The sequence below is a fragment of the Methylovorus mays genome, from assembly GCF_020531915.1.
In the GTDB taxonomy this organism is placed as follows: domain Bacteria; phylum Pseudomonadota; class Gammaproteobacteria; order Burkholderiales; family Methylophilaceae; genus Methylovorus; species Methylovorus mays.
In genome coordinates this window covers 75,897-102,277 of sequence record NZ_JAJAVG010000006.1, presented here as the reverse complement: position 1 = coordinate 102,277, position 26,381 = coordinate 75,897, and the positions used below count along the sequence as shown (strand labels likewise).

The following is a 26,381-nucleotide window of genomic DNA, read 5'->3' as shown; positions in this document are numbered from 1 at the left end:
CAGGGCATGCAAGAGGCAATGTGAAGGGAACATTTCATTTAAAATATTGAAATGTTCCGATTTTAAATACTTTAACCATAAGGCAAATGACTCATGCTTAACCTCACCAAACAGCAACAGCTTATCGTCGGCCTACTGCTCGCCGCGCTCATGATCATGACGCGCGGCAATCACTTTGCCAGCGTCAACCATCTGCCCAGCGCATCCTGGGCTGTCTTTTTCATGCTGGGTGTTTATCTGCGCCCAATGTGGGTGTTCCCTGTCTTTATGGGCCTCGCCGCCGGGCTGGACTTTGCCTCCGTGAGCGCCAGTGGCGGCAGTGATTTCTGCACCAGCCCGGCCTATGGCTTCCTGGTCCCGGCTTACGGTAGCCTGTGGCTGGGCGGTCGCTGGTTTGCCAGGCACTACAGCTTTGCCATCAAATCCCTGTTCACATTAAGCGGTGCCGTGCTGGTCAGCAGCTTTATCTGCCACTTGTTCTCCAGCGGCGGCTTCTACTTCTTCTCCGGTCGCTATGCCGATCCATCGCTGATGGAATTCCTGCCACGCCTGACCAAGTACTATCCCTCTTCCCTGCAAACCCTGGCGTTCTACATCGCCACCGCCGCCATCATCCACATCGTGATCAAGCTGGTGCGCGCTGATGCCAAGCAAGCCGCATGAGTGAGCAAGACCAGGGGCTGAACCAGCGCCATGCAGAACGCATGGCGCGCAAAAAAGCGGTGGTAGATGCCAAGATTGAGGCCGCCAGAGTAGAGCGCGGCCTGCTGCTGGTGAATACCGGCAATGGCAAAGGCAAATCGACCGCAGCGTTTGGCCTGTTGGCACGCGCGCTGGGGCATGGTCAGCGGGCGGTGGTGGTGCAGTTTGTCAAAGGCCGCTCCGATACCGGCGAAGAAGCCTTTTACCGCAATCAGCCGAATGTCACCTGGCATGTCATGGGCGAAGGCTTTACCTGGGAAACCCAGAACCGCGATCGCGATATTGCCGCAGCCAAACAAGGCTGGGCCCAGGCGCAGCAGGCCATGCAAGACAGCAGTGTCGGCGTGGTAATTCTGGACGAGCTCAACATCGTGCTCAAATACCATTACCTGGAGCTGGCCGATGTGCTGGCCGACATTGCCGCGCGGCCTGCCATGCAGCATGTAGTGGTCACCGGTCGTGCCGCCCCGCCAGAGCTGATAGAGCAGGCCGATACCGTCACCGAAATGAATATGGTCAAGCATGCCTTCAAAAATGGCGTGCAAGCCATGCCGGGGGTGGAGTGGTAGCGGCGGCCTGCCCGGCCTTGCTGGTTTCCGCCCCGGCATCCAATCAAGGCAAAACACTGGTCACCGCTGCCCTGGCCCGCGCCTGGCGGGATAGCGGCTTGCGGGTGCGTGGCTTCAAATGCGGCCCCGACTTTCTTGACCCCATGATCCTGGCCACCGCCACCGGTCAACCCGTTTACAACCTCGATCTGGCCATGAATGGCGAGGCCGACATCCAGGCCAGGCTGCATCAGGCCGCGCTTGATGCCGATGTGATCATCATTGAAGGCGTGATGGGGCTTTACGATGGCGCACCATCCAGCGCCGATATCGCCGAGCGCTTTCATATCCCCGTCGCCCTGACCGTAGATGCTGCTGGCATGGCGCAGACCTTTGGCGCGCTAGCGGCGGGGCTTTATCGCTATCGCCCGGCCCTGATTCCGGCGGGTGTCATCGGCAACCGCACCGGCAGCAGCCATCATGCCGAGTTATTGCGCCTGAGCCTGCCCGCCGATATTCCCTGGCTGGGCGCTTTGCCAAAATCCGACAACTTTTCATTGCCAGAACGCCACCTCGGCCTGCATCGCGCCGATGAGATTGAGGATCTGGAACAACGCATCAGCGCTGCCGCACAGGCTCTGCTGGCCTCGCAGCCCGCGGGCAAATTACCGCTGCCCCCGGTTACCGACTTCGCTCCAGCAGCCCACACCCCAGCCGATACGTTCCGTCCGCTAGCGGGCAAAACCATCGCCATCGCACGCGATGCGGCCTTCTGTTTTATTTATCCGGCCAATCTCGATTGCCTGCGCGAGATGGGCGCCAAACTCGAATTTTTCTCACCGCTGCAAGATCAGGCGCTGCCCGCCGCCGATGCCCTGTGGTTTCCTGGAGGCTATCCGGAAATCCATGCTGCGACGCTCAGCGCCAACCAGGCCATGCGTCAGGCATTGCAGCAAGCCTGGCAAGCAGGCACGCCCATGCTGGCGGAGTGCGGCGGCATGATGGCACTGAGTGACGCGATTGATACCACGCCGATGTTTGGCCTGCTACCCGGCAGCACGAGCATGCAGCCCCGCTTTCAGGGCCTGGGCGTGCAGTTTGCCGATTTTGCCGATGGGCGCCTCCACGCCCATACCTTTCATTATTCCCGCATGGAAACCACCTTGCCGCCCATGCACACCGCCATGACCCAGCGCGGCAAACCCGGCGAGGCCATCTACCGTCATGGCAGCCTGACCGCGAGTTATCTGCACTTTTACTTCCCCTCAAATCCGCAAGCGGCTGCCGCCCTCTTCAGCGCATGATGGCCCGGCTGCCTGCTTACACGATTGGCGGCCTGCTGCTTGCGGCACTCACCCTTTCCAGCCCGCCTGCCTCCGCCGCCACGCTGTTCGGCATTGTCTCCGATCGCACCGCCCCGGCAGTAGCCAATGCAGCGCATGTAGTACTTGCCAATAACGGCAAGGATAAAATCCTGCTGCGCACGCAATCGCAAGTGCTGGCAGCGGACGACAAAACCCTGGATCGCTGGCTGAAAAATGCCGATGCCGTGATGGCCATCGCCGTATACGGCGAAGCCGCGCAACGGCTGCAAGTCCGGCTGGATCGCGCGGGCAGTGGCGATATCCGCAACTTTATCGCCCTCAATGGCGAAAGCGGCCTTTCCATGCGCAGCCGCTTTGCTGGCGATCCCGTCAGCCGCTTCAAGGATGCAGCAGCACTCACCCTCACCCAAAACAATCTCGCTCCGGAGATTGCCAGCGCCGCCCGCCACCATCCGGCCGCCGCGCAATGGCTTGCCCTGCATGATCTTTGGCAAGCCGGTGGCAGTGAAAACCAGGCGGCCTTCCTGCGTTACTGGTTGCACCCGCATGGCACAGCGCCATTACCCAAACCACAGCCCGCGCTGGTATTGCGCATGCAGGGCAAGGAAATCCCGCCAACGGCCCTGCGTCTGCGTGCCGCACCGGTACTGGTGGTGCTCGACCTCAATACCAGCGATCCGCAACCCGCCGATGCCATCTGCCAGGACAGCGCCCGCCGCAAACTGCAATGCCTGGGGCTGATGGCACGCTGGGGCGAAAGCTCGCGTGATGCCATCGCCCAGCTGAAAACCCTGGTGGCGCCAGCCACACCCGCCGGGCTGGTAGTGCTGCAGGATTTTGTGGTCGGCGCCGCCGAAGGGCGTGAAGCCGTCACCAGCCTGCTGTCGCAGCTCGATGTGCCTGTCTACAAGGCCATACGCCTTACCGACCGCACCGCCTCGGCCTGGCAGCTTTCGGAAGATGGCCTGCCAATCAACTCGGTGCAATACCGCGTCGCCATGCCAGAGATTCAAGGCAGCTCGCAACCTATCGTGGTTGCGGCCGCTGGCCCCGCCACGCTGGACAAACAAACCGGCGTGGAGCTCAAGCTGCCGCAGATGCTGCCGGCCGAAATCGGCTCGCTGGTAACGCGGGCAATACGCTGGCAAGCCCTGCGCGACAAACCGAATGCCGACAAGAAAGTTGCGCTGATTTACTACAACCACCCGCCAGGTCGCCAGAATATCGGGGCCGATAATCTTGATGTGCCCGCCAGCCTGTTCGACATGCTGCACGCGCTGCAACAGGCGGGCTACACCACCGGCGAATTGCCAGCCTCGCCCGAGGCGCTGCTCGACATCATGCAGCAACGCGGCGTTAACCTGCCGGAAGACAACGGCGCCCTGGCCGACATGCAGCAGCACGTCACCAATATGGATGCAGCAAGCTACCAGCGCTGGTTTGCCACCCTGCCCGCCGCCGTGCGTGGCGAGATGACGGAAGGCCCACTTGGAAGATTGCATGCGGATATCGTCGCCGCGCAACAGGCCGGGGAAATCGCCATTGGCCGCACACGCCTCGATAAGGCCATGCATGAGCTGCGCCACCTGCTGGAAGGCGCGGACCACCCCAAGCGCAATGAAGCCTTGCGCCAGCTTACCGCCCTGCAAACCGGCTACGAGCAATGCCTGGATCAGCACACCGATTGCAACAAGCTCACTCAAGACAAATCCCGCCTCGCGGCCCTGGGCATTGAAGGCCTACGTGGCTGGAGCCAGCCACCGGGCAAGGTCATGGTGCATAACGGCAACATGCTGATTCCCGGCATCCGCTTCGGCAATATTTTCATCGGCCCCCAACCGCCACGCGGCTGGGAGGTGGATGAAGAATTGCTGCATGCCAACACCACCATTCCGCCCCCGCACCAGTACCTGGGGTTTTATCACTGGCTGCAAGCCGATTTCGGCGCCGATGCGCTGGTGCACATCGGCCGCCATTCCACCTATGAATTCCTGCCCGGCAAGGCCGTGGGCCTCTCGGCCAATGACTACTCGCGCCTGATCGCGGGCGATCTGCCCGGCATTTATCCGTATATCGTCGATGGCGTGGGCGAAGGCACGCAATCCAAGCGGCGCGGGCTGGCGGTGATGATCGACCACCTGACGCCGCCGCTGACCGCTACGCCGCTGTATGACCGCTTGCTGGAACTGCGGCAGGTGGTGGAAACCTACGAATCCTCCAGTTCGGACACCATGAAAATCGAAGCCGCCCGTGAAATGCGGCGGCTGGTAGAAGCCCTGCAACTGCGCTCGGAGCTGGAAGCCAGCATGGCCGATGTGCTGCAGGTGCGCGGCATCGGCTTTGAGCAGACGGATGATGATTTGCTGGCGCATGAAGTCGGCCATTACCTGACCAAACTGCAGGAGAAGTTCATGCCGCACGGCCTGCATATCTTTGGCCGTCCCTGGTCGGAGGCGTCCTTGCAGCTGATGCTGGACTCCATGGGTCGCGGGCAGGAACACAAGGTAAGTGAGGCCACGCGCGATGCGCTCGCCGCCTCGCCAGACCTTGAAATGAAGGCCTTTTTGCATGCCTTGGATGGTGGCTTTATTGCGCCGGGCAAGGGCAACGACCCGCTGCGCTCGCCAGAATCATTACCCACCGGCCGCAATTTTCACGCGCTGGATGGCGATGTCTTGCCCACGCGCCTGGGCTTTCAGATGGGCGCCGCCATGGCAGACAAGGTCAAACAGCGCGACAGCATTCAGGATAGCGAAGGCGTGATTCTCTGGGCATCGGATGCGGTGCGCGATGAAGGCGTGATCGTGAGCTTTATCTTGCGACTGATGGGCACCGAGCCAGAGTGGAATGCGCGCGGCATTGTGCAAAAAATGCAGCTCACCCCCGGCGTGCCACGGCATGACGTCATCGTCACCACTTCGGGGCTGTTTCGTGACCTTTACCCCAACCTGATGCAGTGGATAGACACCGCAGGCCGCATGGCGCTCGCCGCCTCCGCCACGCGCATACGCCAGCAGCACCCGGAGCTCAGCGATGCGCTGGATGCCGCGCTGGCTCCACTAGGCGAAGGTCGGCAAGAAGCCGATGAATCGCTGGAGAGCAATGGCGTGGCACTGCATTGGCTGCGCCGCACGCAGGCACTGGCAACCCAGGGGATGCCGCTGGCACAAGCCGGGCGTGAAGCCGCTTGGCGTATCTTTGGCGATGCCCCCGGCGCCTATGGCACCGGCATCAACCGCCTGACCGAGCGCTCCGGCAGCTGGAAAGACCGCAGCGAACTGGGCAACGCCTACCTCACCCGCATGGGCCACGCTTATGGGCTGGATGCCCAAGGCCAGCCCGCGCATGCTGTGTTTTCCACCGCGCTGGGCAGCATCGCCAACACCTACCATGGCCGCGCATCCAACCTGTATGGCCTGATGGATAACAACGATGCGTTTGATTATCTGGGTGGCCTTTCGCTGGCCACTGAGCAGATCACCGGTCAACGCCCAGCCGCGCGCATTCTCAATCACAGCGACCCCAATAACGTCAGCGACGATCCGCTGGAAACCGCCCTGCTGATGGAAATGCGTGGCCGCTACCTGAACCCGAACTGGATACGCCCGCTGATGGATCATGGCTATGCCGGGGCGCGCACCATGGGCACCGAGTTCATGGAAAACCTGTGGGGCTGGCAAGTCACGCGGCCCGATATCATCAAGGACTGGGCCTGGGACGAAGTGAAGCGCGTGTATGTGGACGATGGCCTCGGGCTGGGACTGGATAAATTCCTGGAAGACAAGCACAACGCCCATGTAAAGGCGCAGATGCTGGCGATCATGCTGGTTGCCGCGCAAAAAGGCTACTGGCATGCCGATGACGCCACCGTGCGCCAGCTCGGCAGCCAGCTCACGCAACTGGTCAGCAAAAATGGCCTGCCCGGCAGCGGTCACACCGCGCCCAATCACCCCATGTGGTCGTGGCTCGCCGGCCACCTCAGCAGCCAGGATAATCAGGCCTTGCAGCAGGTATTATCCAAAGCGCGCGGGGACGGCCTGAACACCTATGGCCCCACTGCACAGGCTGAGGCTAACGCTCCGCGTCTGCCTGACGCGACACCAGAACCCGAGCCAGTAAACACCAACAAGCCCGCAAACAAGGCCGCACAAAAACCGGCGCCCGCTGCCAAAACACCTCCGACACCGGTGCAAGCCGCGCCCACCATGTATGAAGTCGCGGTGAAATCCGTGCAATTGCATCTCGGGTGGTGGCTGCTGGCCCTGCTGCCTGCGCTGGGTCTGGGTATCTGGCTGGGCATGCGCAAGCAACCGCAGGCTTGATTGGTGCGATATAAAACGCCGCATGATGACAAACCTGCATTGCAGGTTTGTCATCACCGTGGCAGCCCATCCTGGCATCACATTGTAAAAAGGACGATTTATGCTGTTTGACATGAACAATCTGCACGCGGCCATTACCAGCCTGCTCACGCCGGTGATCGCCATTCTGATCGCCTCGGTCGCCTTCGCCGTGCTGGAATCCGGCATTGCCATCGGCGAGCGGCTGTTTGGTCTGCGCCAAATGCGCCAGTCGGCCAGCGATGCCGTGATCAAAACCGCCCGCCACCGGCTGGAACGCGCCGATCTGCTGGCGCGCATTCCCCCCATGCTGGGGCTGATGGCGACCATTATCCCCCTTGGTCCTGGCCTCGCCGCGCTGGGGCAGGGCAACCCGGCCCAACTCGCGCAAGCCGTCACCACGGCGTTTGATGCCACCGTGCTGGGCTTGATCGCCGGTATTGCCGGCCTCGTCATCGGCAAGCTGCGCCGCCGCTGGTATGAAGATGTGCTGGAATCGCTGGAAAGCTGAAAGCCACGTTATGAAAAAAGCTCAGCCATGAAAACAAGCCCTACTATAAATACGGAACCCGCCGCTGCCGCCCGCCCGGCCAAACGCCGCCTGCACAGCCGCTTTGACCACGACGATGAAGACCCGCGCGCCAGCCTGGTCAATCTGGTGGATGTCATGCTGGTATTCGCCTGCGGCCTGCTCGCCGCCCTTAGCGCCGGGGGCCAGGCCATGATCAAACCCGCCAAGGAACTGGAGCGCGGCCGCGAAATCGCCGCACCACCCAGCGTGTCCGGCAATCCCGGTAGCGGCTATCAATCCGTGGGCCAGGTCTACCGCGATGAAAAAACCGGCAAACTGCTGCTGATCGAACAGGCCAGTCCATCCGCCCTCACTCAACCCACCGCCTCACCGCAAGGAACCGCAAAATGAGCGACTTTCGTTACAGCGATGAAGAGCGCGCCGCCATCTACCGCGTCATCGCCGAACGGCGCGATATGCGCCATTTTTTGCCAGACCCGGTAGATCCCGCCACCCTGCAGCGCCTGCTCAACGCCGCGCACCACGCCCCCAGCGTCGGCCTCATGCAACCCTGGCGCTTCATCCGCATCACGCAGCCCGCCTTACGCCAGCAGATACACGCCCTGGTCGAGCAGGAACGCCAGCACACCGCCCATGCCCTGGGCGAACGCGAAGCCGAATTTTTACGCCTGAAAGTAGAAGGCATCCTGCAATGCGGCGAAGTCATCGTCGCCGCCCTGTGCGATGGCCGCGAACGCTACGTCTTCGGCCGCCGCACCCTGCCCGAGATGGACCTCGCCTCCGTCTCCTGCGCCATCCAGAACATCTGGCTCGCCGCCCGCGCCGAAGGCCTGGGCATGGGCTGGGTCTCCATCTTCGACCCCGAGCAACTCGCCAGACTGCTCAACATGCCAGAAGGCGCAAAGCCGGTCGCCGTGCTATGCCTAGGCCATGTGCCTGCCTTTTATGCGCAGCCCATGCTGATTGAAGAGGGATGGGCGGAAGCCAAGCCTTTGAGTGAGATGGTGATGGAAGATGGGTGGGCGGACGACAATAAAAATACCATTTTTGAATAACTTAACTCCAAAACTAAGAACTAAATCCTAGTATTTTGGCTATTTTCTATTACAAAATCACCAGCCGCATAGGCCCTAATTATATTAGGGTTAGCACCATCGCGTTTAGCTTCAACAATCCATACATAAGCTAAATCTGTGGTGCGAATGAATGTAGCGTGCAACTCAAGAAGCTCAAAAGCCTCATGAATAAAACTCGGCAGGTCAGCGACCAATTGCTCATGATATTTTTTATTCCCCCAAGGATTATTCGCATGAAGATGCTTGCCCAGTTGATCATAAATTGATTCAAAGCGTTTTTTGGTAAGTACTTCACCGCGTTTTTGATCAAAATGAATAACCCCATTCAGACCCATTACTGCAGGAGTGAGGGCTAAAGGAAAAAAATTCTTGTTAATTTGATCAAGACATTTAAGTATCTTGCCAGCGTGATAGTCCTTTCTAAAGTCAGGCTGCTTCTCTGCAGCTGAACGAAAGCGTTCATATTCCTTTTGATTCGGTGCAATTGAAGCTAATGCTATTGCCTCAAGGGCTTTCCTTAACTGAAGAATTGCGGCCTCAAGATTTGGATGCCAAGAGTGTTCCAAATAGCTATGGAGATAGAACTCTGATGCTTTTAGGCGATTAATAGCCTCTTGGATCATTGCTAAATATATTTGGCTAAGCTCAGTATTCATATAAACGCGTTTTCACAATAGTGAGATTTTAGAAAAAATCCATTCAACTTAATCAATCTAAATAAATAACAGTGGAAAACAAGCATTACTACATTCCGATTACGAGTCAATGTATAAACTAATTGGCACTCCCTAATGCTCACGGGATTTATCAAAGACACCTTCCTAGGAACCCTCATGTACCACCGCATCGTCTGCCTCACTACCGAAACCGTTGAAACGCTTTACCTGTTAGGCGCGCAGGATCGCATCGTCGGCATTTCCGGCTTTACCACGCGGCCGGCGGCGGCGCGGCGCGAGAAGCCCAAGGTGTCGGCGTTTACCAGTGCCAAGCTGGACAAGATATTGGCGCTGGAGCCGGATCTGGTGATCGGCTTTTCCAACCTGCAGGCGGATATTGCGGCGGCGCTGATCCGGGCGGGGGTGGAGGTGCATGTGTATAACCAGCGCTCGCTGGCGCAGGTGTTGCAGATGATCTTGAGCCTGGGGGCATTGGTGGACAAGGCCACAGAGGCACAGGCGCTGGTGGCGCGCTTGCAGCAGGAGATGGAGGCGGTGCGCGAGACGGCGGATTATCTGCCGCGCAAGCCGCGGGTGTATTTTGAGGAGTGGGATGCGCCCATGATGAGCGGCATACGCTGGGTGGGCGAGCTAATTGCATTGGCGGGGGGTGAGGATGCCTTTGCCGAGCTGGCACAGTTTCCCTCCGCCAAGGACAGGATTATTGCGGACCCGCAGCAGGTGGTAGACCGCCAGCCGGATATCATCATCGGCTCGTGGTGCGGTAAAAAATTTCAGCCGGAACAAGTGATGGCGCGGCCGGGGTGGGATACTATCCCCGCCGTGCAGCAAGGCTGGCTGCGTGAGATAAAATCAGCGGATATTCTGCAGCCCGGCCCCAGCCTGATTCAACATGGCTTGCGGCAGCTGCAGGAGATCATTCAGCAATGGGGTGCACGGCAGGCCCATCAAAAGCATTGGAGTTAAGCATGTCTACCCATCTGATCCTCGGCGGTGCCCGCTCTGGCAAAAGTCTGCATGCCGAAAAGCTGGCGGAACAAAGCGGCAAGACGGTGATTTATATCGCTACCGCACAGGTGTATGACAGTGAGTTTGGCGAGCGCGTCACCCACCACCGCGAGCGCCGTCCGGCGCATTGGCAAACGGTGGAAAAGCCGTTTGGCCTGGCGGCCACCTTGCGTGAGCATGCGGCAACCGACCGTTGCCTGATAGTGGATTGCCTGACCTTGTGGCTGGCGCAATGCATATGCCCGGACTGCGCGCCGCCGGAAGGCGTAGACTGGCAGCAGGAGAGGCAAGCGCTGCTGGAGACCCTGCCCACATTGCCCGGCGAAGTGTTGCTGGTGAGCAATGAGGTAGGCATGGGCATCGTGCCGCTGGGCGAGATCAACCGCCAGTTTCAGAATGAACAGGGCAGGCTGAACCAGGCGATTGCCGCCATTGCGCCGCGGGTGACTTTTGTCGCCGCCGGGCTGCCACTTACACTCAAAGGATAATCATGGAATTTACACTCAAAGGCGAATTCATTGAGCTTTGCAATCTGCTGAAACTGACCGGCATCGCCGACTCTGGCGGCCAGGGCAAGGCCATGGTGGCCGATGGTCTGGTAACGGTGGATGGCAAGCCGGAAAGTCGCAAGACCGCCAAGATACGCGCAGGGCAAGTGGTGGAGTGCATGGAGCAGACCATACAGGTGCTGGCGGCAGACCCAGCTTGATGGAATTACCCGCCGCGCATGCTGAGCGGGTACTACAAATAAGGCGCGAGCCGCGCCCAATCCAGATGTTGTTCCAGCGCATCGGCCAAGCGATTCAGGCCATCTTCCCGCAGTTGCATATAGTCGTATTCCAGCACGGTTTTCTGCGCTTCCAGATCGGGCAGCCCGGCCCATTGCAACAGGGCGCTGGTCGCCGATGCCTGGTCAAACAGGCCATGCAGGTAAGTGCCCGCTATCTGGCCATCCATTGAAATAGCACCTTCTGGCGTGTCGCCTATATAGAGCATGGGCTGTTGCATGGCCGGGCCTTCGCTGACGCCCATGTGTATCTCATAGCCCGTCACTTCGGCCTGATTACCAAAGCACAGGCGCCCTGCCACCTGCGCCAGTTTTTTATGGGTATGCAGCGTGGTTTGCATATCAAACCAGCCAAAGCCGAGGTCTGAGCCCGCATCGCCTTCCAGCCCATGCGGGTCGTGAATCTGCTGCCCCAGCATCTGGAAGCCGCCGCAAATGCCCAGCACTTTACCGCCGTAGCGCAAATGGCGGGCAAGTGCTTGCTCCCAGCCATGCGCTTTCAGCGTCTGTAAATCGCCGCGCACGTTTTTACTGCCTGGCAGAATAATCAGGTCTGCGGGCGGCACCGGCTCGCCCATGCTGATGAATTCGAAATGCACATGCGGATGCAGACGCAAGGCATCCATATCCGTATGGTTGCTGACGTGCGGCAACACCGGCGCAATCACGCGCAGGCGAATGTCGTCCTTGAGCGCCACTTCGCGCGGCACGGCGTCTTCTGCCTCGATATGCAGTTGATGCAGGTAAGGCAGCACGCCCAGCACCGGCTTGCCGGTCTCCTGCTCCAGCCAGTCGAGACCGGGTTGCAGCAAGGCGATATCACCACGAAAGCGGTTGATGACGAAACCGATGACACGCTGGCGTTCAGATTCGCTGAGCAAGGCCAGTGTGCCGACGATGTGGGCAAATACGCCGCCGCGATCAATATCCGCCACCAGCAGTACCGGACAATCCGCGGCCTCGGCAAAGCCCATGTTGGCAATGTCATTCTCGCGCAGATTGATCTCGGCCGGGCTGCCCGCGCCTTCCACCACCACGCGTTCATATTGCTGGCACAGGCGTTGCCATGAGGCCATCACGGCTTTCATGGCCGTGGGTTTGTAATCGTGATAACGCGTGGCCTCCTGATTGCCAACCACGCGACCGTGAATGATCACCTGGCAGCCCGTATCGCTATTGGGCTTGAGCAGCACGGGGTTCATATCGGTATGCGGTGGCAGGCCACAGGCCTGGGCCTGCACGGCTTGCGCACGGCCGATCTCGCCACCGTCCACCGTCACGGCCGAATTGAGTGCCATGTTTTGCGGCTTGAACGGCGCGACACGCACGCCCCTGCGATACAATACCCGGCACAAGCCCGCGACCAGCGTGCTTTTGCCCGCATCGGAAGTCGTACCCTGAACCATGAATGTTTGAACGGATGCCATTGGTCCATTATTCCATGAGTTGGCTGCCAACCCCAGCCCTATTGATTATCGCCGCCTGCCTGCTGGACTGGCGGCTGGGCGAGCCGCGCCGCTGGCATCCTCTGGTGGGATTCGGCACGCTGGCATCGCGGCTGGAACACCATATGAATCACCTTCAGGGCGCCATCAGCGGTCGTGCGGCAGGCTTGCTGGCCTGGCTCATGCTGCTGCTCCCCGCAGTACTCGTGGCCATCCTCATCACCTGGCATCCGCTGGGATGGCTGATCGACGTTCTGCTGCTTTACCTCGCGATTGGCGCTCGCAGCCTGCACCTGCATGCCATGCGGGTATTTGAGGCCCTGCAGGCGCGCGACATGGTCCGTGCCCGCGAAGCCGTCGGCATGATGGTCAGCCGCGATAGCAAAAAATTGAGCCGTGGCCAGATTGCCTCGGCCACTGTGGAGTCCGTGCTGGAAAATGGCAATGACGCCATTTTTGCCGCCATTTTCTGGTTTGCGCTGCTGGGTGGGCCAGGCGTGGTGGCTTACCGGCTGGCCAATACCCTGGATGCCATGTGGGGTTATCGCACGCCGCGTTATCGTTATTTCGGCTGGGCCGCCGCCCGGCTCGATGATGTGTTCAACCTGATTCCGGCGCGGCTGACAGCGCTGGCCTATGCGCTTTGCGGCCATACCTGGTCGGCGCTCAAATGCTGGTTCACCCAGGCGCGCACCTGGTACAGCCCCAACGCCGGGCCCGTGATGGCGGCAGGTGCCGGCGCGTTGCAGGTCAGACTGGGGGGACGTGCACCCTACCATGGCGTGTGGAAAGACCGTCCGCATCTCGGACTGGGGGCAGCAGCTGAGGCAGCCCATATCCCGGCGTCGCTGGCCTTGATCAGACGCAGCATGATGCTGTGGTGCGTGGGTGTTCTGGTTGCCTGGCTGATCTGGAAACTGCTGCATGCTTGAGCATGGCGGCAACATGCAGCAAGCCTGCATGGACTACAATCGCCCGCTGGAAACCTGGCTGGATCTCTCCACCGGCATCAGCCCATACATCTACCCGATCCCAGCCATGAGCCCTGCACTCTGGCACCGACTGCCGATAGAAAACGATGCACTGCTGGACACCGCACGTCGCTATTATCAGCAAGAGCATGTACTGGCCGTGGCAGGCTCGCAGGCCGCCATTCAGGCGCTACCGCATTTACGCCCACACAGCCGCGTATGGGTACTCACTCCCGCGTATGCCGAGCATGCCCATGCATGGCGCAACCACGGGCATGCCGTCACCGAACGCGATCGATTGCCCGAGATAAACGAGCTGCAAAATGTCGACGTGCTAGTGGTGTGCAACCCGAACAACCCGACTGGCCGCCTGTGCTCGCCAACGCAATTACATGCATGGCGGCAAGCCTTGGCGCCGGGCGGCTGGCTGATTGTGGATGAAGCCTTCATGGACGCGACACCGGAGAACAGCATCAGCGCACAAGCCTCTGAGCCAGGATTGATTGTGCTGCGCTCTCTAGGGAAATTTTTTGGCTTGGCCGGTGCGCGTGTGGGCATGGTGCTCGCCGCACCAGGATTACTGGATCAACTAAGGGAATGGCTGGGGCCCTGGACACTGAGCGGCCCGGCGCGCCAGATCGCCACAGTGGCCATGGCGGATACGGATTGGCAGGATGTGCAACGCCGTCGTTTGCAGCAGGATATAAACAGGCTGAATACCATCTTGCAGGCGGCGAACATCACAACGACGGGTAGCACCGCGCTTTTCAGCTACTGGCAAGACCCGCGCGCGGCCGACCTGCATACCCATCTGGCGAGACATGGCATCTGGACACGGCTATTTGCCCGCCCTTCTGCCATCAGGCTTGGGCTGCCGACACCTGCGGGCTGGGCCATGCTGCAACAGGCATTGCAGGCCTGGACAACCATGAGGCAAGCGTCAGCGGTTGACGAAACCGACGCGCAATAGCGGCCGTTGACGATCAAGGTCAATGATCAGTTTGGTGACACTGGCATAATCCACATGCAGCCGGAATACATTGCTGAGCGGCAAATCCAGCGCGTATCCCGTCAGGGCGCGTATCACCCCGGCATGGGTAAACGCCACATGCACGCCTTCGCCCTGCTCGATAAGGTGCTGCACAAACGCCTGCGCTCGCAACGATAGCTCGTGGAAGGATTCGCCATTGGGCGGCGCCAGTTTGACATGCTCATCCGCCCATTCATCCAGCAAGCCACGCGGAATGTCATCCCAGGATTGCAATTCCCAATCGCCGAAGTTCAATTCCTTTAGCCGGGCATCTTGCTGAATATCACGCGAGCCAGCACTCACTGCCTGGGCAAGCAGCATACAGCGCTGCAACGGGCTGCTGTGAAACGAGGCGGCCTCGATATGCGCGATCTTGGGCCGCAACGCCGCCACTTCGGCTTCAAACGTGTGCTTGACGCCAATATCCGATTGTCCGTAGCAGATGCCCGGCGCGATATCCGGCGTGGTATGCCGCACCAGATACAATTCCATCACTGGCTTAGACATGCCAACACTCCCAGATAAAACATGATTTCAGTCAACTGTTGCATGGCGCCTACGCAATCTCCGGTATAACCACCCAAACGACGCTGTAATATGGCGCGAAACCACCACCACACCAAGGCCACAGCCAGCAGCACCAATAGTAGCCCCCATAATGAAATAAACCAGACCGCGCCGAGCAAGGGCAGCAAGCCTGTCAACATGGAAAATGCCAGCGCTCGCTTGCCGAGAGGCTGGGTCATGCCGCCGCCTTTGCCTTGCGGACGCACGTATTCCAGGCTTTGCATCAGCCACACTCCCGCCAGGCGGCTCACGCTATGCCCGGCCAATACGGCCCACAGCATGGCTCCTGAAGGCATGACAGACAAAGTGCTGAATTTCAGCAACAACATGATGGCCAGCACCAGCACACCGTAACTTCCCACCCGAGAATCGTGCATGATGGTAAGTACACGCTCTCGATCAGGGCCGCCACCTAGGCCATCGACCGTATCTGCCAAGCCATCTTCATGCAGCGCCCCTGTCAGCCACATCCCCGTTGCCAGCATGCAAAGTATGCTGACACCATGCGGCAGCAGTTGATGCACGGCAATATAAACAACGCCCATGCCAGCGCTGATGATCCAACCCACCAGCGGAAAATATGCGGAAATTCCGGCCATGTCGGCAGGCTTGAAATCCGGCTTGGAGGGGACGGGAATGCGGCTGAAAAAACCGAGCGCCAGCAGAAATGGATGAATGAACTTCACGGCGATTTAAGCGCTCTTGCCATCCACACCGGCGGATTCAAAGGACGCCATTTCATTCATGAAATTGGCTGCGGCCTGCAGCAGGGGATATGCCAGCGCGGCCCCTGTGCCTTCACCCAGCCGCAAGCCAATGTCGAGCAAAGGCTCGGCTTGCAAAGCTTGTAGCAAACGCCGATGGCCGTGTTCGCCAGAGCAATGGGTAAACACGGCGTATTGCAGGACGGCCGGGGCTATGCGACTTGCCACCAGCATGGCGGCGGTACAGATAAAGCCATCGACCAGAATCACCGCCTGCTTTTCTGCCGCCCCCAGCATGGCACCTGCCATCATGGCGATTTCCAGCCCGCCCACATGTTGCAGGGCGGATGAGGGGCTGTGCAGATCCGGGGCGTGATATTGCAGCACCTGTTCCACGACCTCTACTTTATGTTGCAGCCCAGCGTCATCGAGCCCGGTACCCCGGCCAACACATTCCTGTGCAGGCAACTGGCAAAGTGCCGCCATCAAGGCCGCCGCCGCCGTGGTGTTGCCTATGCCCATTTCGCCAAACGCCAGCACATTGCTGCCTTTCGCAATCTCGGCATGCGCCAGTTGCTTTCCCGTATTCATGGCCTTTTCGCATTCAGCTTCCGACATGGCCGGTCCTTGCAGCATGTTCTGTGTCCCCATTGCCACCTTGTGCGATAGCAGCATGGGATGCGGCGCAAAATCATGATTCACGCCAGCATCAACGATGCGGATTTGCATGCCAACCTGTCGGGCGAAAACATTGATTGCCGCCCCACCCTGCAGAAAATTCAACACCATCTGCATGGTCACGGCCTGCGGATAAGGACTGACGCCCGCAGCGACTATGCCATGATCGGCGGCAAAAACCATCATCACTGGCTGACGCAGCTCGGGCGTCAGTGTCTGCTGGATTAGCCCCAGCTGCATGGCAAGCCCTTCCAGGCGACCCAAAGCACCCAGCGGCTTGGTTTTATGGTCAATTTTATGCTGGAGAGCCGCAGAAAGGCCGCGGTCCAGCGTTTGAATATCAGGGATATGCATGAGAACAGCTAACAATGAGTTGGCATCATTTTAATGGCAGGGAGGCAAAATATCTTAAATTCTTTGCGTGAGCGCAGATTGGCAATGACACAGCGGAAATAAGTTTGCTATAATGCGCGTCTTGTTTGCGAGCCAAGCGCTCAAAAACGCCGGCCGGGTAGCTCAGTTGGTAGAGCAGCGGATTGAAAATCCGCGTGTCGGCAGTTCGATTCTGCCCCCGGCCACCATATATATCAATGGCTTACATGATTTCTCGTGTAGGCCATTTTTATTTCCATGCATCATGTAGGCACTATGTAGGTTTTTCCTCGCCATCCCTGCCTTGGCACCGTTCTTCTTTAAGGACTAAAGAAACTAGCCCTTTAAGGACTCCGAAAACCTTTTATCGAGTCAATTAATTATTTCCGTGACTTGATGTGACTGCATGTGACGATGCCTGCCCTCCCTCGCGCCTGCGCGTACTGGTCACGAATGCCCATTCATACCCCTATCATTTCCTTGCTAAAGCCTTAGGGTAATCTTAGGGCCAGCCAGCAGTTGATTAAAAGCTAACGGTTGCACCTTGCTAATATCTTGCTAGAGGCTTGTGGCAACCTCGGTGCTACCCTCTCCTTACCGTTTCCTTACCGTCTTTTTAAGTTGCCGATAACCGAACGCTATTCACAGGATAGCGTTTGGTCAGTTTCAGCCCTCAACCGCTATATAGCGTTTATGCTTTGCCTTTGCCCCTTGATGTCATGATTTCCACTGCTGACCTCTTTTCCTGCCTTGGTTGCTGGTGGGATATACCCAAGGTTTGCGCAAAGGGTTTAGGGTCTTTGTGGATAGCATCACGTACGCATGCCCATACGTTTGACTTCAGTACAGGGTCACTTGCTAGCTTTTGCAATACTTGCCTCTCAAGCGCCCTTGATTCACTAGGCGATAGGCGCTTATCTTCTCTGGTGGCTAATCCATAGTGACGCGCCACCTCGCTATAAAACAGCCGTATTAGACGGTTTAGATTGCCAGTATTACCAATCACATCCCTGCCTCTTAAACACCCATCCACCAGCGGCAGGATGATTGCATGGGCATGTGGGGCGGCCTCGTCCAAATGAACATCAAAGGATAGCAATTGCCCCGGCATGTGCTTTTGCGTCCATTGCAGGCAATCCATGAAGTATTGCCGTGTATCTTGCTGGTGGCGGTCAACTGGCAAGCTAAAAAGCACTTCAACCGCCATCACGGCATCTTTGCGCGGTCTTTCAATGCCCGCCTCAAGCAAGGCTATTTTGGCGGCTAGGTTTATTTTCTCTGGCGTATCGTTACCGAATAGGCAGTAATTGAGGCTGGCTCTGGCAGGGTCGATGTTCTGACCCGCTCCGCGTTCAGCTTGCGTGAGGCGCTTGTTGTGCTTCAGCGCCACCAGAATGCTCCCATTACCTTTCACCCGCCCCAGCCTGAATATAAAGCTGGCGGCCATCGTTAACTATCCACCAGCCGGGAAAGGTGAAGATATAGCGCCCATAGCTCGGGTTTTGTCAGGTAGCCTAGGTCATGGGCTATCCCAAGGTAAGAAAATCGCGCTATGAGCGTTTCTAGGCGTTCTAGCCAGTGTATATCAACCATTTCGCCCACCTCGCGCAGCTTGCCAGTCACTTATTTTCCGGCGGTCTGATTTAGTGAGGTGATATACACCAAACCTCACAGGCAATCCGTCACGGTCGTAGCCTGGCACTCGGTCGCAGGGAAACTCCAAACCCCGGCGGCGCAATTCAGCAATTAATTCAGGGCCATTTGATGCACCAGCGATGCGGTCTATTTCTTCGCGCTTTCTTGGCGCAAGCAGCGCCGAATGAATGACGCGCAAATGTCGCGGGTTATTTGTGCCGGAAAACTTGCTGGCTTGTTTTGCTGTAAAATCCCCGGTGTCGGTTAGAGTCAATTCTGCAAATACTGGGAGTTGGCCTTTTTCCATTATTGGCCCCCGTTCAGTAATTGCTTGATTGCAGCAACAGGCCATGCAAGGCGGCCATTAATACGCACTGGGCGAATTGGCCCATTCTCAAGGCATGCCCAAGCCCGTAATGTCTGCCCCTTGCGGTTTAAGTGAAATGCGGCTGCATCAGTAGGGATTGCGGAACGTGTTTCCTGTTCCAGCGGGGTGAAGTGTTGAAGTTTTGAGATTTGCATTTTGAACCACCTCTAGCCTTTCGGCGTTGTTGAAGATGGTTCAGTTTTTTCTTTTCAAAACCGTGGCGAAAATCGGACGGAAACCCGGCGGGAATATGTCGGAACCACGGCGGAAACTTGCCGGGCTTGCTCAGCAGTGCGGCGGAATTTTGGCGGTTATTCTATGCCCCCGGTCAACAGGTGCGTTTCGTCCTTGGAACGGGCTGGAAGGTTATTTGCTAACACACGATAGCAGCGGCTTAAAGCCCACCCCTCCGCACCCCTATTAACAAACCACACGGCGGCCTTGTATGGGTTGAACTTTGCACGCTCTGGCCGGGCTGCTGCAAGTCCGTTAGAGCTTGCCTTATCTGCCCAGCCTCTCCATTGCCCACCAGCGGGAAACATCTTTTCGAGGGCTTCCACTGGTACCGGGTCAAATAATGCTGATAGAGTTTCGGCGTTGTCTGTTTCAACCTGCGCGGCTGGTGCGGTTTGCGCTTCCACGCCATGCGGAAACCTATCGGGCAGGCTCCAGCCTAGTGATTGCGCCCACTCGCTGAATGCGGAAAGGTCAACACTAAAATATCCATTTTTGGCTTTGCTCAATTTTAGAATTTTGGCTTCAATATGCGCCTCGGCAATTTTGCAGCGGCGCTCAAACTCGGGCGGCCATCCTTTAACGCTGTTTTGATGCTCGGGCGGCTCAAGGTCAAGCGATAGCGCCACGGCCTTCCAGTATTCACAGTGCGGAATGAATGCCCACAAATCCCAATCCGCCGGGCGTTTTTCATCCGGCCATTCATGCCTTCCGTACCCGCTACCCATTGCACCACCACCAGAATTTATAGGGGCAGTTATGTAGTGTTTTGCTTCGTCTGACTTGGCCCATTCAGCAATCACCCCTGCAATGGACTCTTTGCTGATTGTTGCCATACCACTAAATTTTGCTTTTGCTTCTTCCAATTTTTCGGGAATAGTAACGCCAGCCTTTATCAGCGCATCGGCTAGGGCTTCATCTCTTGTTTGTTCCATACTCGCACCCCTTCAGGTGTCAACCTTCAATCAGGAAACCGCGCCATGCTGGTGAAGGTGCCAGCGATTCGGGAGCTACCCTAGACGCGGTTTTAATCTTTATGCTGAGCTAACTATTTTCAGCCCCGGCTGTGCTGGCACAAACTCAACCCCAGCCTGTTCCAATATCCATGCCTCTATTTTTGTATGCCACATTCGCAACAGGTCAAGCGGTCGCACCTTGTAATGCTTTTCAGCGGTGGCGCTGGGCTTATGCCCCATGATTTGCGCCACCACCCCGGACGGGCATTCCACCCATTCTGTAAGCGTGCTAAACGAGCGGCGCAAACCATGCAGGGTAAGACCATCAATGCCAGCAATCGCGCAGACTTTACGATGCTGAATGCTTGGCTCCTGCAATCTTCCGGTTTTAGCAGTCACGCTTGAAAAAACCCATTCATTGCGGCGCGGCAGTCCAGAAAGCAAACTGCTTACATAAGGGGTTAATGGAATAGTACGCATGCCATCCACTTTGTCCCTGATGGTGATGGATTGCCAGCGAAAATCAACATCCTCCCATTTAAGTCCCGCTAACTCTTCACGTCTTGACCCAATTATCATCAAGGTTTGAAGGTAAGCCGAAATAATGGGATTGTTGATAGCCCGAACAGCAGCAAACCATGCTGAAAGTTGTTCTTTTTGCAAACAGTCAGTTTTTGAATTTCTTTTTGGCAAGGTATCTTTTGCCGTGCGCGTTTGACATGCATCAGCAGCAGCAATGCCACAATACTCGGGCATATCTGCGCACCAATTCAGAAAAGCACGTAGCAGACGGAAAGCTAGTGCAGCTTGTGTTGGTCGATTGGCGGCCTCATTACGAAGCCACGCTTTCACCTTTGAAGCATCAACCTCTGCCAGCTTACAAGGCATCAATCCAGATAAAGCGCCCGATACCTTTTCATTGCTACCAGCCCGAGAAATATTTTCATGGTCTGCTAAATGGCGAGCACTCCATCTATGACGTCGAGCCTCAATGTACGCTCGCCATGCCTTTGCAAATGTTAAGTCTTTCCGGATAGCTTCTTTATGCCGTCGTTCATTCTCGGCAAGCTGGTCTGCTTTTTGTAATCGGGGGTCAATGCCTTGGTCAGTCAGTGCCTTTAACCGCGTTGCTTCAGCCTGCGCTTTGCTTAATTGCCATGTTCGGGGGCTGCCAATAGTGATACGAAGGGAACGACCATTCAAGCGCGTTTCAAACACATAGGACTTAGCACCAGCGGCCGTTACTCGCAAACCCAAACCGGGGGCTTTGCCATCCCAAAAAATACACTGCTGTTTATCTGGTGCGCATTTGAATGCTGCTATTCGGTCAGCCGTGAAATTTTCCCGCTTTGCCATATTTGCGCTCCCATGTAGGCACTATGTAGGCAAATTATATCAACAAAAATGAATATCCGTGAATTATGAAAAAGTAGTGATATTGCTTAACTCAATGTTATTGTGTGATTTTCTGAAATACCAAAACATCAATCAACATAAAAAAATTGGTAATTTGTCGGATTGAAAATCCGCGTGTCGGCAGTTCGATTCTGCCCCCGGCCACCAAAATTCAACGCCCAACTGTTCTCAGTTGGGCGTTTTCATTTGTGCTTCCCGCATGCCACGCGGGGTTCCCGCACATTCTGCGTGTGCGACCGGGGTCCTGTGGTCTGGCAGGAACATCCCCAGTTGCGCTCCGTTCCGCCCTCTCTTCTCTCGAAATCGGCGCTAACTTCTTCGCCGTGGCACACGCACATGGCCTTTTGCGACCATGATTTGTGCGCGTGCCATTGCCATTCGTTGTCGGGCTTGCTTGGAGCAGCAGTCCGTCACGCCAACACTGCCGCCGCGCAAGGCATGGAATACAAGCCTGCGCGTTGCTGCGTGACGACGAGTGCTCCGTAGGCCGCCAGTCGAGCCTCGTGCTCCGGCTTGCCCTTGTCCTTCGACTTGATCTTGAACAGGTCAATCGGCTTGTCGCTCTTCTGGCCAGCGCGCTGCATGATCCTTTCTCCGTCCACCTCGACTCCCTTGAACGACCACAGCGACTCGAAGACATTAGCCTGACCATCGGTGAACCGGATCGGCGTGGCCTGCACGTCCGGCAGCGTCGCCCACTTGAAGTCCGCTGAGAATGGCCCGTTCACAGGTGCGGCCGGATCGGCCACTGCTGGCGCTGCAGACGGTGCCGAAGGGATGAACGAGATCCCGCCGCCATAGAACGTGAATCGTTCTTCCAGCGCCAGCCATTCCACTCCTGAGCCGAATGGCGATCCACGAGTCGTGCGCGGCCTGGGAGTGATGACTCGGATGTTGCTACCCGCAACTCGGACACGATCCAGCAAGGTCGGCTCATGCAGCACTCTCGTCAGATCTCGGGCCAGCACGACCGGAGATCGGCGGGCGTTACCGAGCCGCCAAGCACCGTCGCCCAAATCATCTACGTCGTCGCGACTCTCGATGTCGAGCGCGAGGCGCATTTTCTGCCGCAGCCAGTCTTCATCCAGGGCCAATGCCGCACCATCGATTGCCTCGACCGGCACCTGGCCACACTCCGGGCAACGGCAGATCCGACCGCCCCGGCCGTCACTCCAGACCTGCGCCCGATGCTGCTGGCAGTGGGGGCAGAGCACAAAAGACTGATCCAGCACTGCTGGCCTGACCGTTTTGCCGAGCAGAGACAAAGCAGATACCTCGCGTGGCGACAGCGTGGCACGCAGTACCGGCGTGCCACCCGCGAACAGACGGCAAACCAAGGCCCAGGCATCGTGCGTCGCCATTGATCAGTCCTCGTAGGCCGATGATGAACTGACTGCGTCGGTCTCTGGCGGCAATTCCTGGGCACTGAGGGTCTGGCCCTTCTGCAAGATGCCCACCGCGACAAGGTAACCCTCCAGTTGCGCCTGCATGTTGGCGTCGAACTTGTGCAGGTTCAGCCGCCCTTTGCTGGTCACTTCGATGGTAACCACCTTGGGGCGAGTCCTGCCCGGCTCGGGCGGGTAATAGAGATTGACCTGTGCCGCTGTCACCGCCCACTGACCCTCCAGCGGGCCTGGGAGTTTCTCCTTCAGCAAATCGTGCACCGAGCGTTGCTGGCTGGACTGCATCGCCGTGCATTCGATCTTCAGCGCCGTGTCGGGGCTGAGCAGGGTGAGTGCCTTGAGCTGCACCATCGAAAAACCGTCCTCAAAGACCTCCGGCACATCGAACCCGGTGCGCAGCATCGACAGATCCAGAGTCGGCGACTTGATCTTGTGAGCGCTTGCTTTCACGCCCAGCACATGCTCCGCGAAGGCCTCGACCAGCATTTGCTGATACTTTGCCCCGCCGCGCACCAGCGTGCGCACGACACCGGTGGACTTGGCGTACTCCAGCACCATGTGAATGTTGGGGTTGCCGACCCGGCGCTTCAGGGTCGCTCCCTCGAACTCCAGGCGCAGCATCGCCATGTCCTTGACATGGACCGACAACAGGAACACCCCCGGACTGCGCTCGACCAAGTGCGCCACGCTGCCGTCTCCGCATTGCAGTTCGCGCTTGTAGAAAGCCGAGATGGCATGACGCAACGCTGTCAGATTGGCATCCGAACCGTTCGGTTGGCGTTTCAAGCCAAGGTCGTATTGCTGCGTCTGCTGCCCATGCTGTTCCCAAAAGCTGAAGTCATAGGCGCGCTCGAACAGCGCCGGGTGGTGGACGTATAGCCAGAAGGAACGGTGGACGTCACTTGCACACAGCGCCAAGCCCGCCAGCGCAGCACCATCGGCCACGGCCGCCTCAAACATCGCCTGCTTGCCTGCCGCATCGCCCAACTGAACGCTGGCCATGAGGTTGGCTGTCATCCGGTCGCGGGCAGCAATGTCGGGCCAGACCTTAACCGCTTCGACCAGAAACTGGCTGGTCTCAGGTGTGTCATCCCAGGCAAAGCCATGGGGCACCGGCAGGCTGTGGGTGGTCAGGAAGTCGCGCAGCGTGGCATCCACCGGCAGCTCGAGCATCACGTCGACAAAGGTCTTCTTCATCTTGATCGTCCTTTCTGGATCGGCGTCGAAGGTCTGCGACCGATGTACGGACTGCACTGGCCAGCGACTGGGTTACTGAACACGCACCTCGCACAAGTAAAGTAGCGAGATACAAGTGCGATTCTGAACCTCAGATTTCCGCTTGTCAATCAAATCGGCACATCTAGACCTCGTTTGTATCTCGCGGCTATACTAGCGGTCTTGTTTTTGTTAACTGACTGTTTTCCCCTACAGGAGCATCGCTATGGCTTCAGCGTTCGGAGCACGCCTGCGACGCTTACGCGAGGCAAAGAAATTGACCTTGCAACAGGTCGCCGACGCTGTCGGCTGTACCAAGGCGTACATATGGGAACTGGAGATGAAGGACGGCCAGCGCCCTTCTGCCGAGCGAATTCAGGCGATAGCCAAGGTGCTGGGCGTGACGATGGAGGATGTGATGGGGGAGCCCGTCGATCAGGTTCCCCAAGCCAGTCCAGAAGATGTGGCCTTCTTCCGCGAGTACGCTGGAATGACGGACGAGGAGAAAGATCGCTACCGTCAGGCCCTCAAAATCATGTTCCCTGACAAGAGCTAAGGCGGTCTGACAATTGAGCGTATCCCAGCCCCTCACCGGTTCCATCGCGGCCAGCACCGTCTTGAGATGGTTGCGGGCCTGGCACGCCGACGGCATGCCAGATGCCGTGAATCTGGAAGTCGTCCGGCAAATGCTTCCAGAGACGCCTTACGGCAAAGGGGTGCGGGAGATCAAGGCCCCGATGGTGCTGGACATCAATAGCTGCGAAGGCATGCTGGTGCGCAACCCACAGGACACCGCAGAGTGGGGCATCTTCTATAACGGCAAGGCAAACCCCGAGCGCCAGCGTTTCACCATAGCTCACGAACTGGGCCACTTCATCCTTCACCGTGATCAGCGGCAAAGTTTCAACTGCGACAAGGAAAGCGTGTACTCCGGCGCGGACACTATCCGTGTCATCGAACGTGAGGCGGACGACTTTGCCAGCAACCTGCTGATGCCTGGCGACTTGCTGCGCGAGTGGATCTCAAACCAGCGCATCGACTTGCATGTCCTGAGCGCCCTTGCCAAACGGTTCCAGGTGTCGTTCGAGGCGCTGTGCATTCGGTTCATCAAATTCACCACGCAGCGGGCAATCCTTGTCTATTGGGACAACGGTTTCGTGAAGTACGAATGGCGCAGCAGCAGCGCGGTCAAGACGCGCGCCCGCATTCGGCGCACTGACGATCCGCAGGAACCATTACCCGGCACCCTCGCTGCTGATTCCACCGTTGAGCAGGAGTGGGATGGCACAGAGATGTCTGCCGCGATCTGGTGCCCGGAGGAGGCACCACACATGAAGTTGCGCGAGTTCAAGCACAGCTACACCACAGGAGATCGCGTCCTGACCCTTCTGCTACTGGAAAGTGCTGAACCACGGTCATGGGATCGGTCTTGGCAAGACGGCGAGAGCTTTGACAGCTTCGATCAGTTCGTCTCGAACGGGCAATTGCCAGTACGGTGAGTCCCTCGATGACAGGCTTGCCGATCCAACCCATAGATGAAGAACTGCAGACCTTGCAACGCGAGGTGCAGCGAATGCTGGGCCGTTGTCTCTTGCGTCTGCAGCAGTACGAACAACTGATGAAGGCCATCGTGGCCCACCATGAAATCTCCGCGTCAGGATCACCCCTCGAATCGAACCAAGCGGAGCGCATTGCGGATGCCGCAAACAAGACTCTGGGTACGTTGGTTGGCACGCTGCTCGGAACGTATGTCACCAGCGGCGAGCAAGACGAGGTCGCCGAACCAGATGCGCCCGACAACATCATCTCGTTCAAGATGAAGATGAGCTTGCGGATGTCTGCCGAGGATTTCGATACGACGCAAAACGATCTGAAGGAACTGGTTCTGCTGCGGAACAACCTGGTGCACCACTTTATCGACCAGCACGACCTTTGGAGTCTGGACGGATGCCGTGGTGCGCAAGAGTCCTTGGTGGCGGCCTACAGTCGCGTCGATCAACACTTTGAGCAACTGCGAGGCTGGGCGGAGCACATGGATCAGGCCCGTCGTCTGGCGGCGGAGTTTGCCCAGTCCGATGCCTTCCGCGATCTGGTGATCAACGGCATAGCGCCGGATGGCTCGGTGGATTGGCCCGCAGCCGGAATTGTTCGCGCATTGCGTGAAGCAGCAGATCAGTTGGCTGTCGACGAGTGGACGCCGGTCGCTACTGCTGGACGATGGATTGCAGAAAGGCATCCCGATCAACTGCCGGCCAAGTATGGGTGCAGCAGTTGGCGGCAGGTCGTGCACGAATCCCGCCTTTTCGAGCTTCGGTATCGGGAAGTGAATGGCCAGCGCGCGGCTTGGTATAGGCCCAAAGAGACATAGCGCCAAACCCGCGTACTCACGCTAA

26 protein-coding genes and 1 tRNA gene are annotated in these 26,381 nt (G+C 57.9%); 16 read left to right on the top strand and 11 right to left on the bottom strand.

All coding sequences use genetic code 11. The features are described 5' to 3' along the window. Positions 1-93 precede the first annotated feature (93 nt). The 7 genes from LG203_RS07955 to bluB all read left to right on the top strand — a co-directional run bounded on the left by LG203_RS07955 (position 94) and on the right by bluB (position 8,502). Complete coding sequence (locus LG203_RS07955; RefSeq protein WP_230345291.1) at positions 94-663, top strand: hypothetical protein; 570 nt, start codon at positions 94-96, stop codon at positions 661-663. After that, the gene (gene cobO / locus LG203_RS07950; RefSeq protein ID WP_230345290.1) at positions 660-1,271 is read left to right on the top strand and encodes a cob(I)yrinic acid a,c-diamide adenosyltransferase; all 612 of its coding nucleotides are present in this window, start codon (positions 660-662) and stop codon (positions 1,269-1,271) included. Before LG203_RS07955 ends, cobO begins: the two co-directional genes overlap by 4 nt. Next, positions 1,265-2,554 carry a cobyrinate a,c-diamide synthase gene (locus tag LG203_RS07945; RefSeq protein ID WP_230345289.1) on the top strand — a complete coding sequence of 430 codons (1,290 nt, stop codon included), beginning with the start codon at positions 1,265-1,267 and terminating at the stop codon, positions 2,552-2,554. Before cobO ends, LG203_RS07945 begins: the two co-directional genes overlap by 7 nt. Continuing rightward, complete coding sequence (locus LG203_RS07940; RefSeq protein ID WP_230345288.1) at positions 2,551-6,897, top strand: cobaltochelatase subunit CobN; 4,347 nt, start codon at positions 2,551-2,553, stop codon at positions 6,895-6,897. Before LG203_RS07945 ends, LG203_RS07940 begins: the two co-directional genes overlap by 4 nt. 100 nt (positions 6,898-6,997) lie before the next feature. Beyond that, positions 6,998-7,426: a MotA/TolQ/ExbB proton channel family protein gene (locus LG203_RS07935; protein ID WP_015829172.1), complete on the top strand. Its 429-nt coding sequence runs from the start codon at positions 6,998-7,000 to the stop codon at positions 7,424-7,426. Positions 7,427-7,453: 27 nt separating this feature from the next. After that, a complete protein-coding gene (locus tag LG203_RS07930; RefSeq protein WP_230345287.1) occupies positions 7,454-7,837 on the top strand; it encodes a DUF2149 domain-containing protein in 384 nt (127 codons plus the stop codon). Further along, the gene (bluB, locus tag LG203_RS07925; RefSeq protein WP_230345286.1) at positions 7,834-8,502 is read left to right on the top strand and encodes a 5,6-dimethylbenzimidazole synthase; all 669 of its coding nucleotides are present in this window, start codon (positions 7,834-7,836) and stop codon (positions 8,500-8,502) included. The genes LG203_RS07930 and bluB overlap by 4 nt, the downstream gene beginning before the upstream one ends. Before the next feature lie 20 nt (positions 8,503-8,522). On the opposite strand, the gene LG203_RS07920 is transcribed toward bluB, so the two are convergent. Beyond that, positions 8,523-9,179: a hypothetical protein gene (locus LG203_RS07920; protein WP_230345285.1), complete on the bottom strand. Its 657-nt coding sequence runs from the start codon at positions 9,177-9,179 to the stop codon at positions 8,523-8,525. Positions 9,180-9,356: 177 nt separating this feature from the next. On the opposite strand from LG203_RS07920, the gene LG203_RS07915 reads away from it, so the two are divergent. The 3 genes from LG203_RS07915 to LG203_RS07905 are packed head-to-tail and all read left to right on the top strand — an operon-like array spanning position 9,357 to position 10,917. After that, complete coding sequence (locus LG203_RS07915; RefSeq protein WP_230345284.1) at positions 9,357-10,166, top strand: cobalamin-binding protein; 810 nt, start codon at positions 9,357-9,359, stop codon at positions 10,164-10,166. A 2-nt stretch (positions 10,167-10,168) separates the two neighbouring features. Beyond that, a complete protein-coding gene (gene cobU, locus LG203_RS07910; RefSeq protein WP_230345283.1) occupies positions 10,169-10,696 on the top strand; it encodes a bifunctional adenosylcobinamide kinase/adenosylcobinamide-phosphate guanylyltransferase in 528 nt (175 codons plus the stop codon). 2 nt (positions 10,697-10,698) lie between these two features. Further along, a complete protein-coding gene (locus LG203_RS07905) occupies positions 10,699-10,917 on the top strand; it encodes an RNA-binding S4 domain-containing protein (protein WP_013440967.1) in 219 nt (72 codons plus the stop codon). Positions 10,918-10,949: 32 nt separating this feature from the next. On the opposite strand, the gene LG203_RS07900 is transcribed toward LG203_RS07905, so the two are convergent. Beyond that, entirely contained in the window at positions 10,950-12,422 is a 1,473-nt protein-coding gene (locus LG203_RS07900; RefSeq protein ID WP_230345282.1) for a cobyric acid synthase, read from the bottom strand. A 14-nt stretch (positions 12,423-12,436) separates the two neighbouring features. Here LG203_RS07900 and cbiB point away from each other — a divergent pair, with 14 nt between their 5' ends. Beyond that, on the top strand, positions 12,437-13,372 hold the full coding sequence (cbiB, locus tag LG203_RS07895; RefSeq protein WP_230345281.1) for an adenosylcobinamide-phosphate synthase CbiB: 936 nt from the start codon (positions 12,437-12,439) through the stop codon (positions 13,370-13,372). Beyond that, complete coding sequence (cobD, locus tag LG203_RS07890) at positions 13,365-14,381, top strand: threonine-phosphate decarboxylase CobD (RefSeq protein WP_230345280.1); 1,017 nt, start codon at positions 13,365-13,367, stop codon at positions 14,379-14,381. Before cbiB ends, cobD begins: the two co-directional genes overlap by 8 nt. On the opposite strand, the gene cobC is transcribed toward cobD, so the two are convergent. Genes cobC through cobT form a run of 3 tightly spaced genes read right to left on the bottom strand, consistent with a single transcriptional unit; the run spans position 14,352 to position 16,744 of the window. Beyond that, entirely contained in the window at positions 14,352-14,948 is a 597-nt protein-coding gene (cobC, locus tag LG203_RS07885) for an alpha-ribazole phosphatase (protein ID WP_230345279.1), read from the bottom strand. The two genes, cobD and cobC, sit on opposite strands and share 30 nt — an antisense overlap. Continuing rightward, a complete protein-coding gene (gene cobS / locus LG203_RS07880; RefSeq protein WP_230345278.1) occupies positions 14,933-15,694 on the bottom strand; it encodes an adenosylcobinamide-GDP ribazoletransferase in 762 nt (253 codons plus the stop codon). Before cobS ends, cobC begins: the two co-directional genes overlap by 16 nt. A 6-nt stretch (positions 15,695-15,700) precedes the next feature. Then, positions 15,701-16,744, bottom strand: coding sequence for a nicotinate-nucleotide--dimethylbenzimidazole phosphoribosyltransferase (gene cobT / locus LG203_RS07875; protein WP_230345277.1), 1,044 nt, complete (start codon positions 16,742-16,744; stop codon positions 15,701-15,703). Between the two features lie 151 nt (positions 16,745-16,895). Here cobT and LG203_RS07870 point away from each other — a divergent pair. Further along, positions 16,896-16,971: transfer RNA gene (locus tag LG203_RS07870), tRNA-Phe, on the top strand. Between the two features lie 482 nt (positions 16,972-17,453). Here LG203_RS07870 and LG203_RS07865 read toward each other — a convergent pair. From LG203_RS07865 to LG203_RS07840, 6 genes are all read right to left on the bottom strand, one after another. Beyond that, positions 17,454-18,209 carry a plasmid recombination protein gene (locus tag LG203_RS07865; protein ID WP_230345276.1) on the bottom strand — a complete coding sequence of 252 codons (756 nt, stop codon included), beginning with the start codon at positions 18,207-18,209 and terminating at the stop codon, positions 17,454-17,456. Positions 18,210-18,347: 138 nt separating this feature from the next. After that, entirely contained in the window at positions 18,348-18,704 is a 357-nt protein-coding gene (locus tag LG203_RS07860) for a hypothetical protein (protein ID WP_230345275.1), read from the bottom strand. A gap of 371 nt (positions 18,705-19,075) precedes the next feature. Then, positions 19,076-19,933 (bottom strand): hypothetical protein, encoded by an 858-nt coding sequence (locus LG203_RS07855; RefSeq protein ID WP_230345274.1) that lies wholly within the window; start codon positions 19,931-19,933, stop codon positions 19,076-19,078. Between the two features lie 99 nt (positions 19,934-20,032). After that, on the bottom strand, positions 20,033-21,310 hold the full coding sequence (locus LG203_RS07850) for a tyrosine-type recombinase/integrase (RefSeq protein WP_230345273.1): 1,278 nt from the start codon (positions 21,308-21,310) through the stop codon (positions 20,033-20,035). A gap of 470 nt (positions 21,311-21,780) precedes the next feature. Continuing rightward, a complete protein-coding gene (locus LG203_RS07845; RefSeq protein ID WP_230345272.1) occupies positions 21,781-22,731 on the bottom strand; it encodes a hypothetical protein in 951 nt (316 codons plus the stop codon). Positions 22,732-22,734: 3 nt separating this feature from the next. Continuing rightward, a complete protein-coding gene (locus tag LG203_RS07840; RefSeq protein ID WP_230345271.1) occupies positions 22,735-23,970 on the bottom strand; it encodes a hypothetical protein in 1,236 nt (411 codons plus the stop codon). 244 nt (positions 23,971-24,214) lie between these two features. Here LG203_RS07840 and LG203_RS07835 point away from each other — a divergent pair, with 244 nt between their 5' ends. From LG203_RS07835 to LG203_RS07825, 3 genes are read left to right on the top strand one after another with little or no spacing between them, the layout of a single operon-like run. Next, entirely contained in the window at positions 24,215-24,544 is a 330-nt protein-coding gene (locus LG203_RS07835) for a helix-turn-helix domain-containing protein (RefSeq protein ID WP_062794267.1), read from the top strand. A gap of 13 nt (positions 24,545-24,557) precedes the next feature. Beyond that, positions 24,558-25,487 (top strand): ImmA/IrrE family metallo-endopeptidase, encoded by a 930-nt coding sequence (locus LG203_RS07830; RefSeq protein WP_230345270.1) that lies wholly within the window; start codon positions 24,558-24,560, stop codon positions 25,485-25,487. Between the two features lie 8 nt (positions 25,488-25,495). Further along, complete coding sequence (locus LG203_RS07825; RefSeq protein ID WP_230345269.1) at positions 25,496-26,356, top strand: OST-HTH/LOTUS domain-containing protein; 861 nt, start codon at positions 25,496-25,498, stop codon at positions 26,354-26,356. The last annotated feature ends 25 nt before the right edge of the window (positions 26,357-26,381 follow it).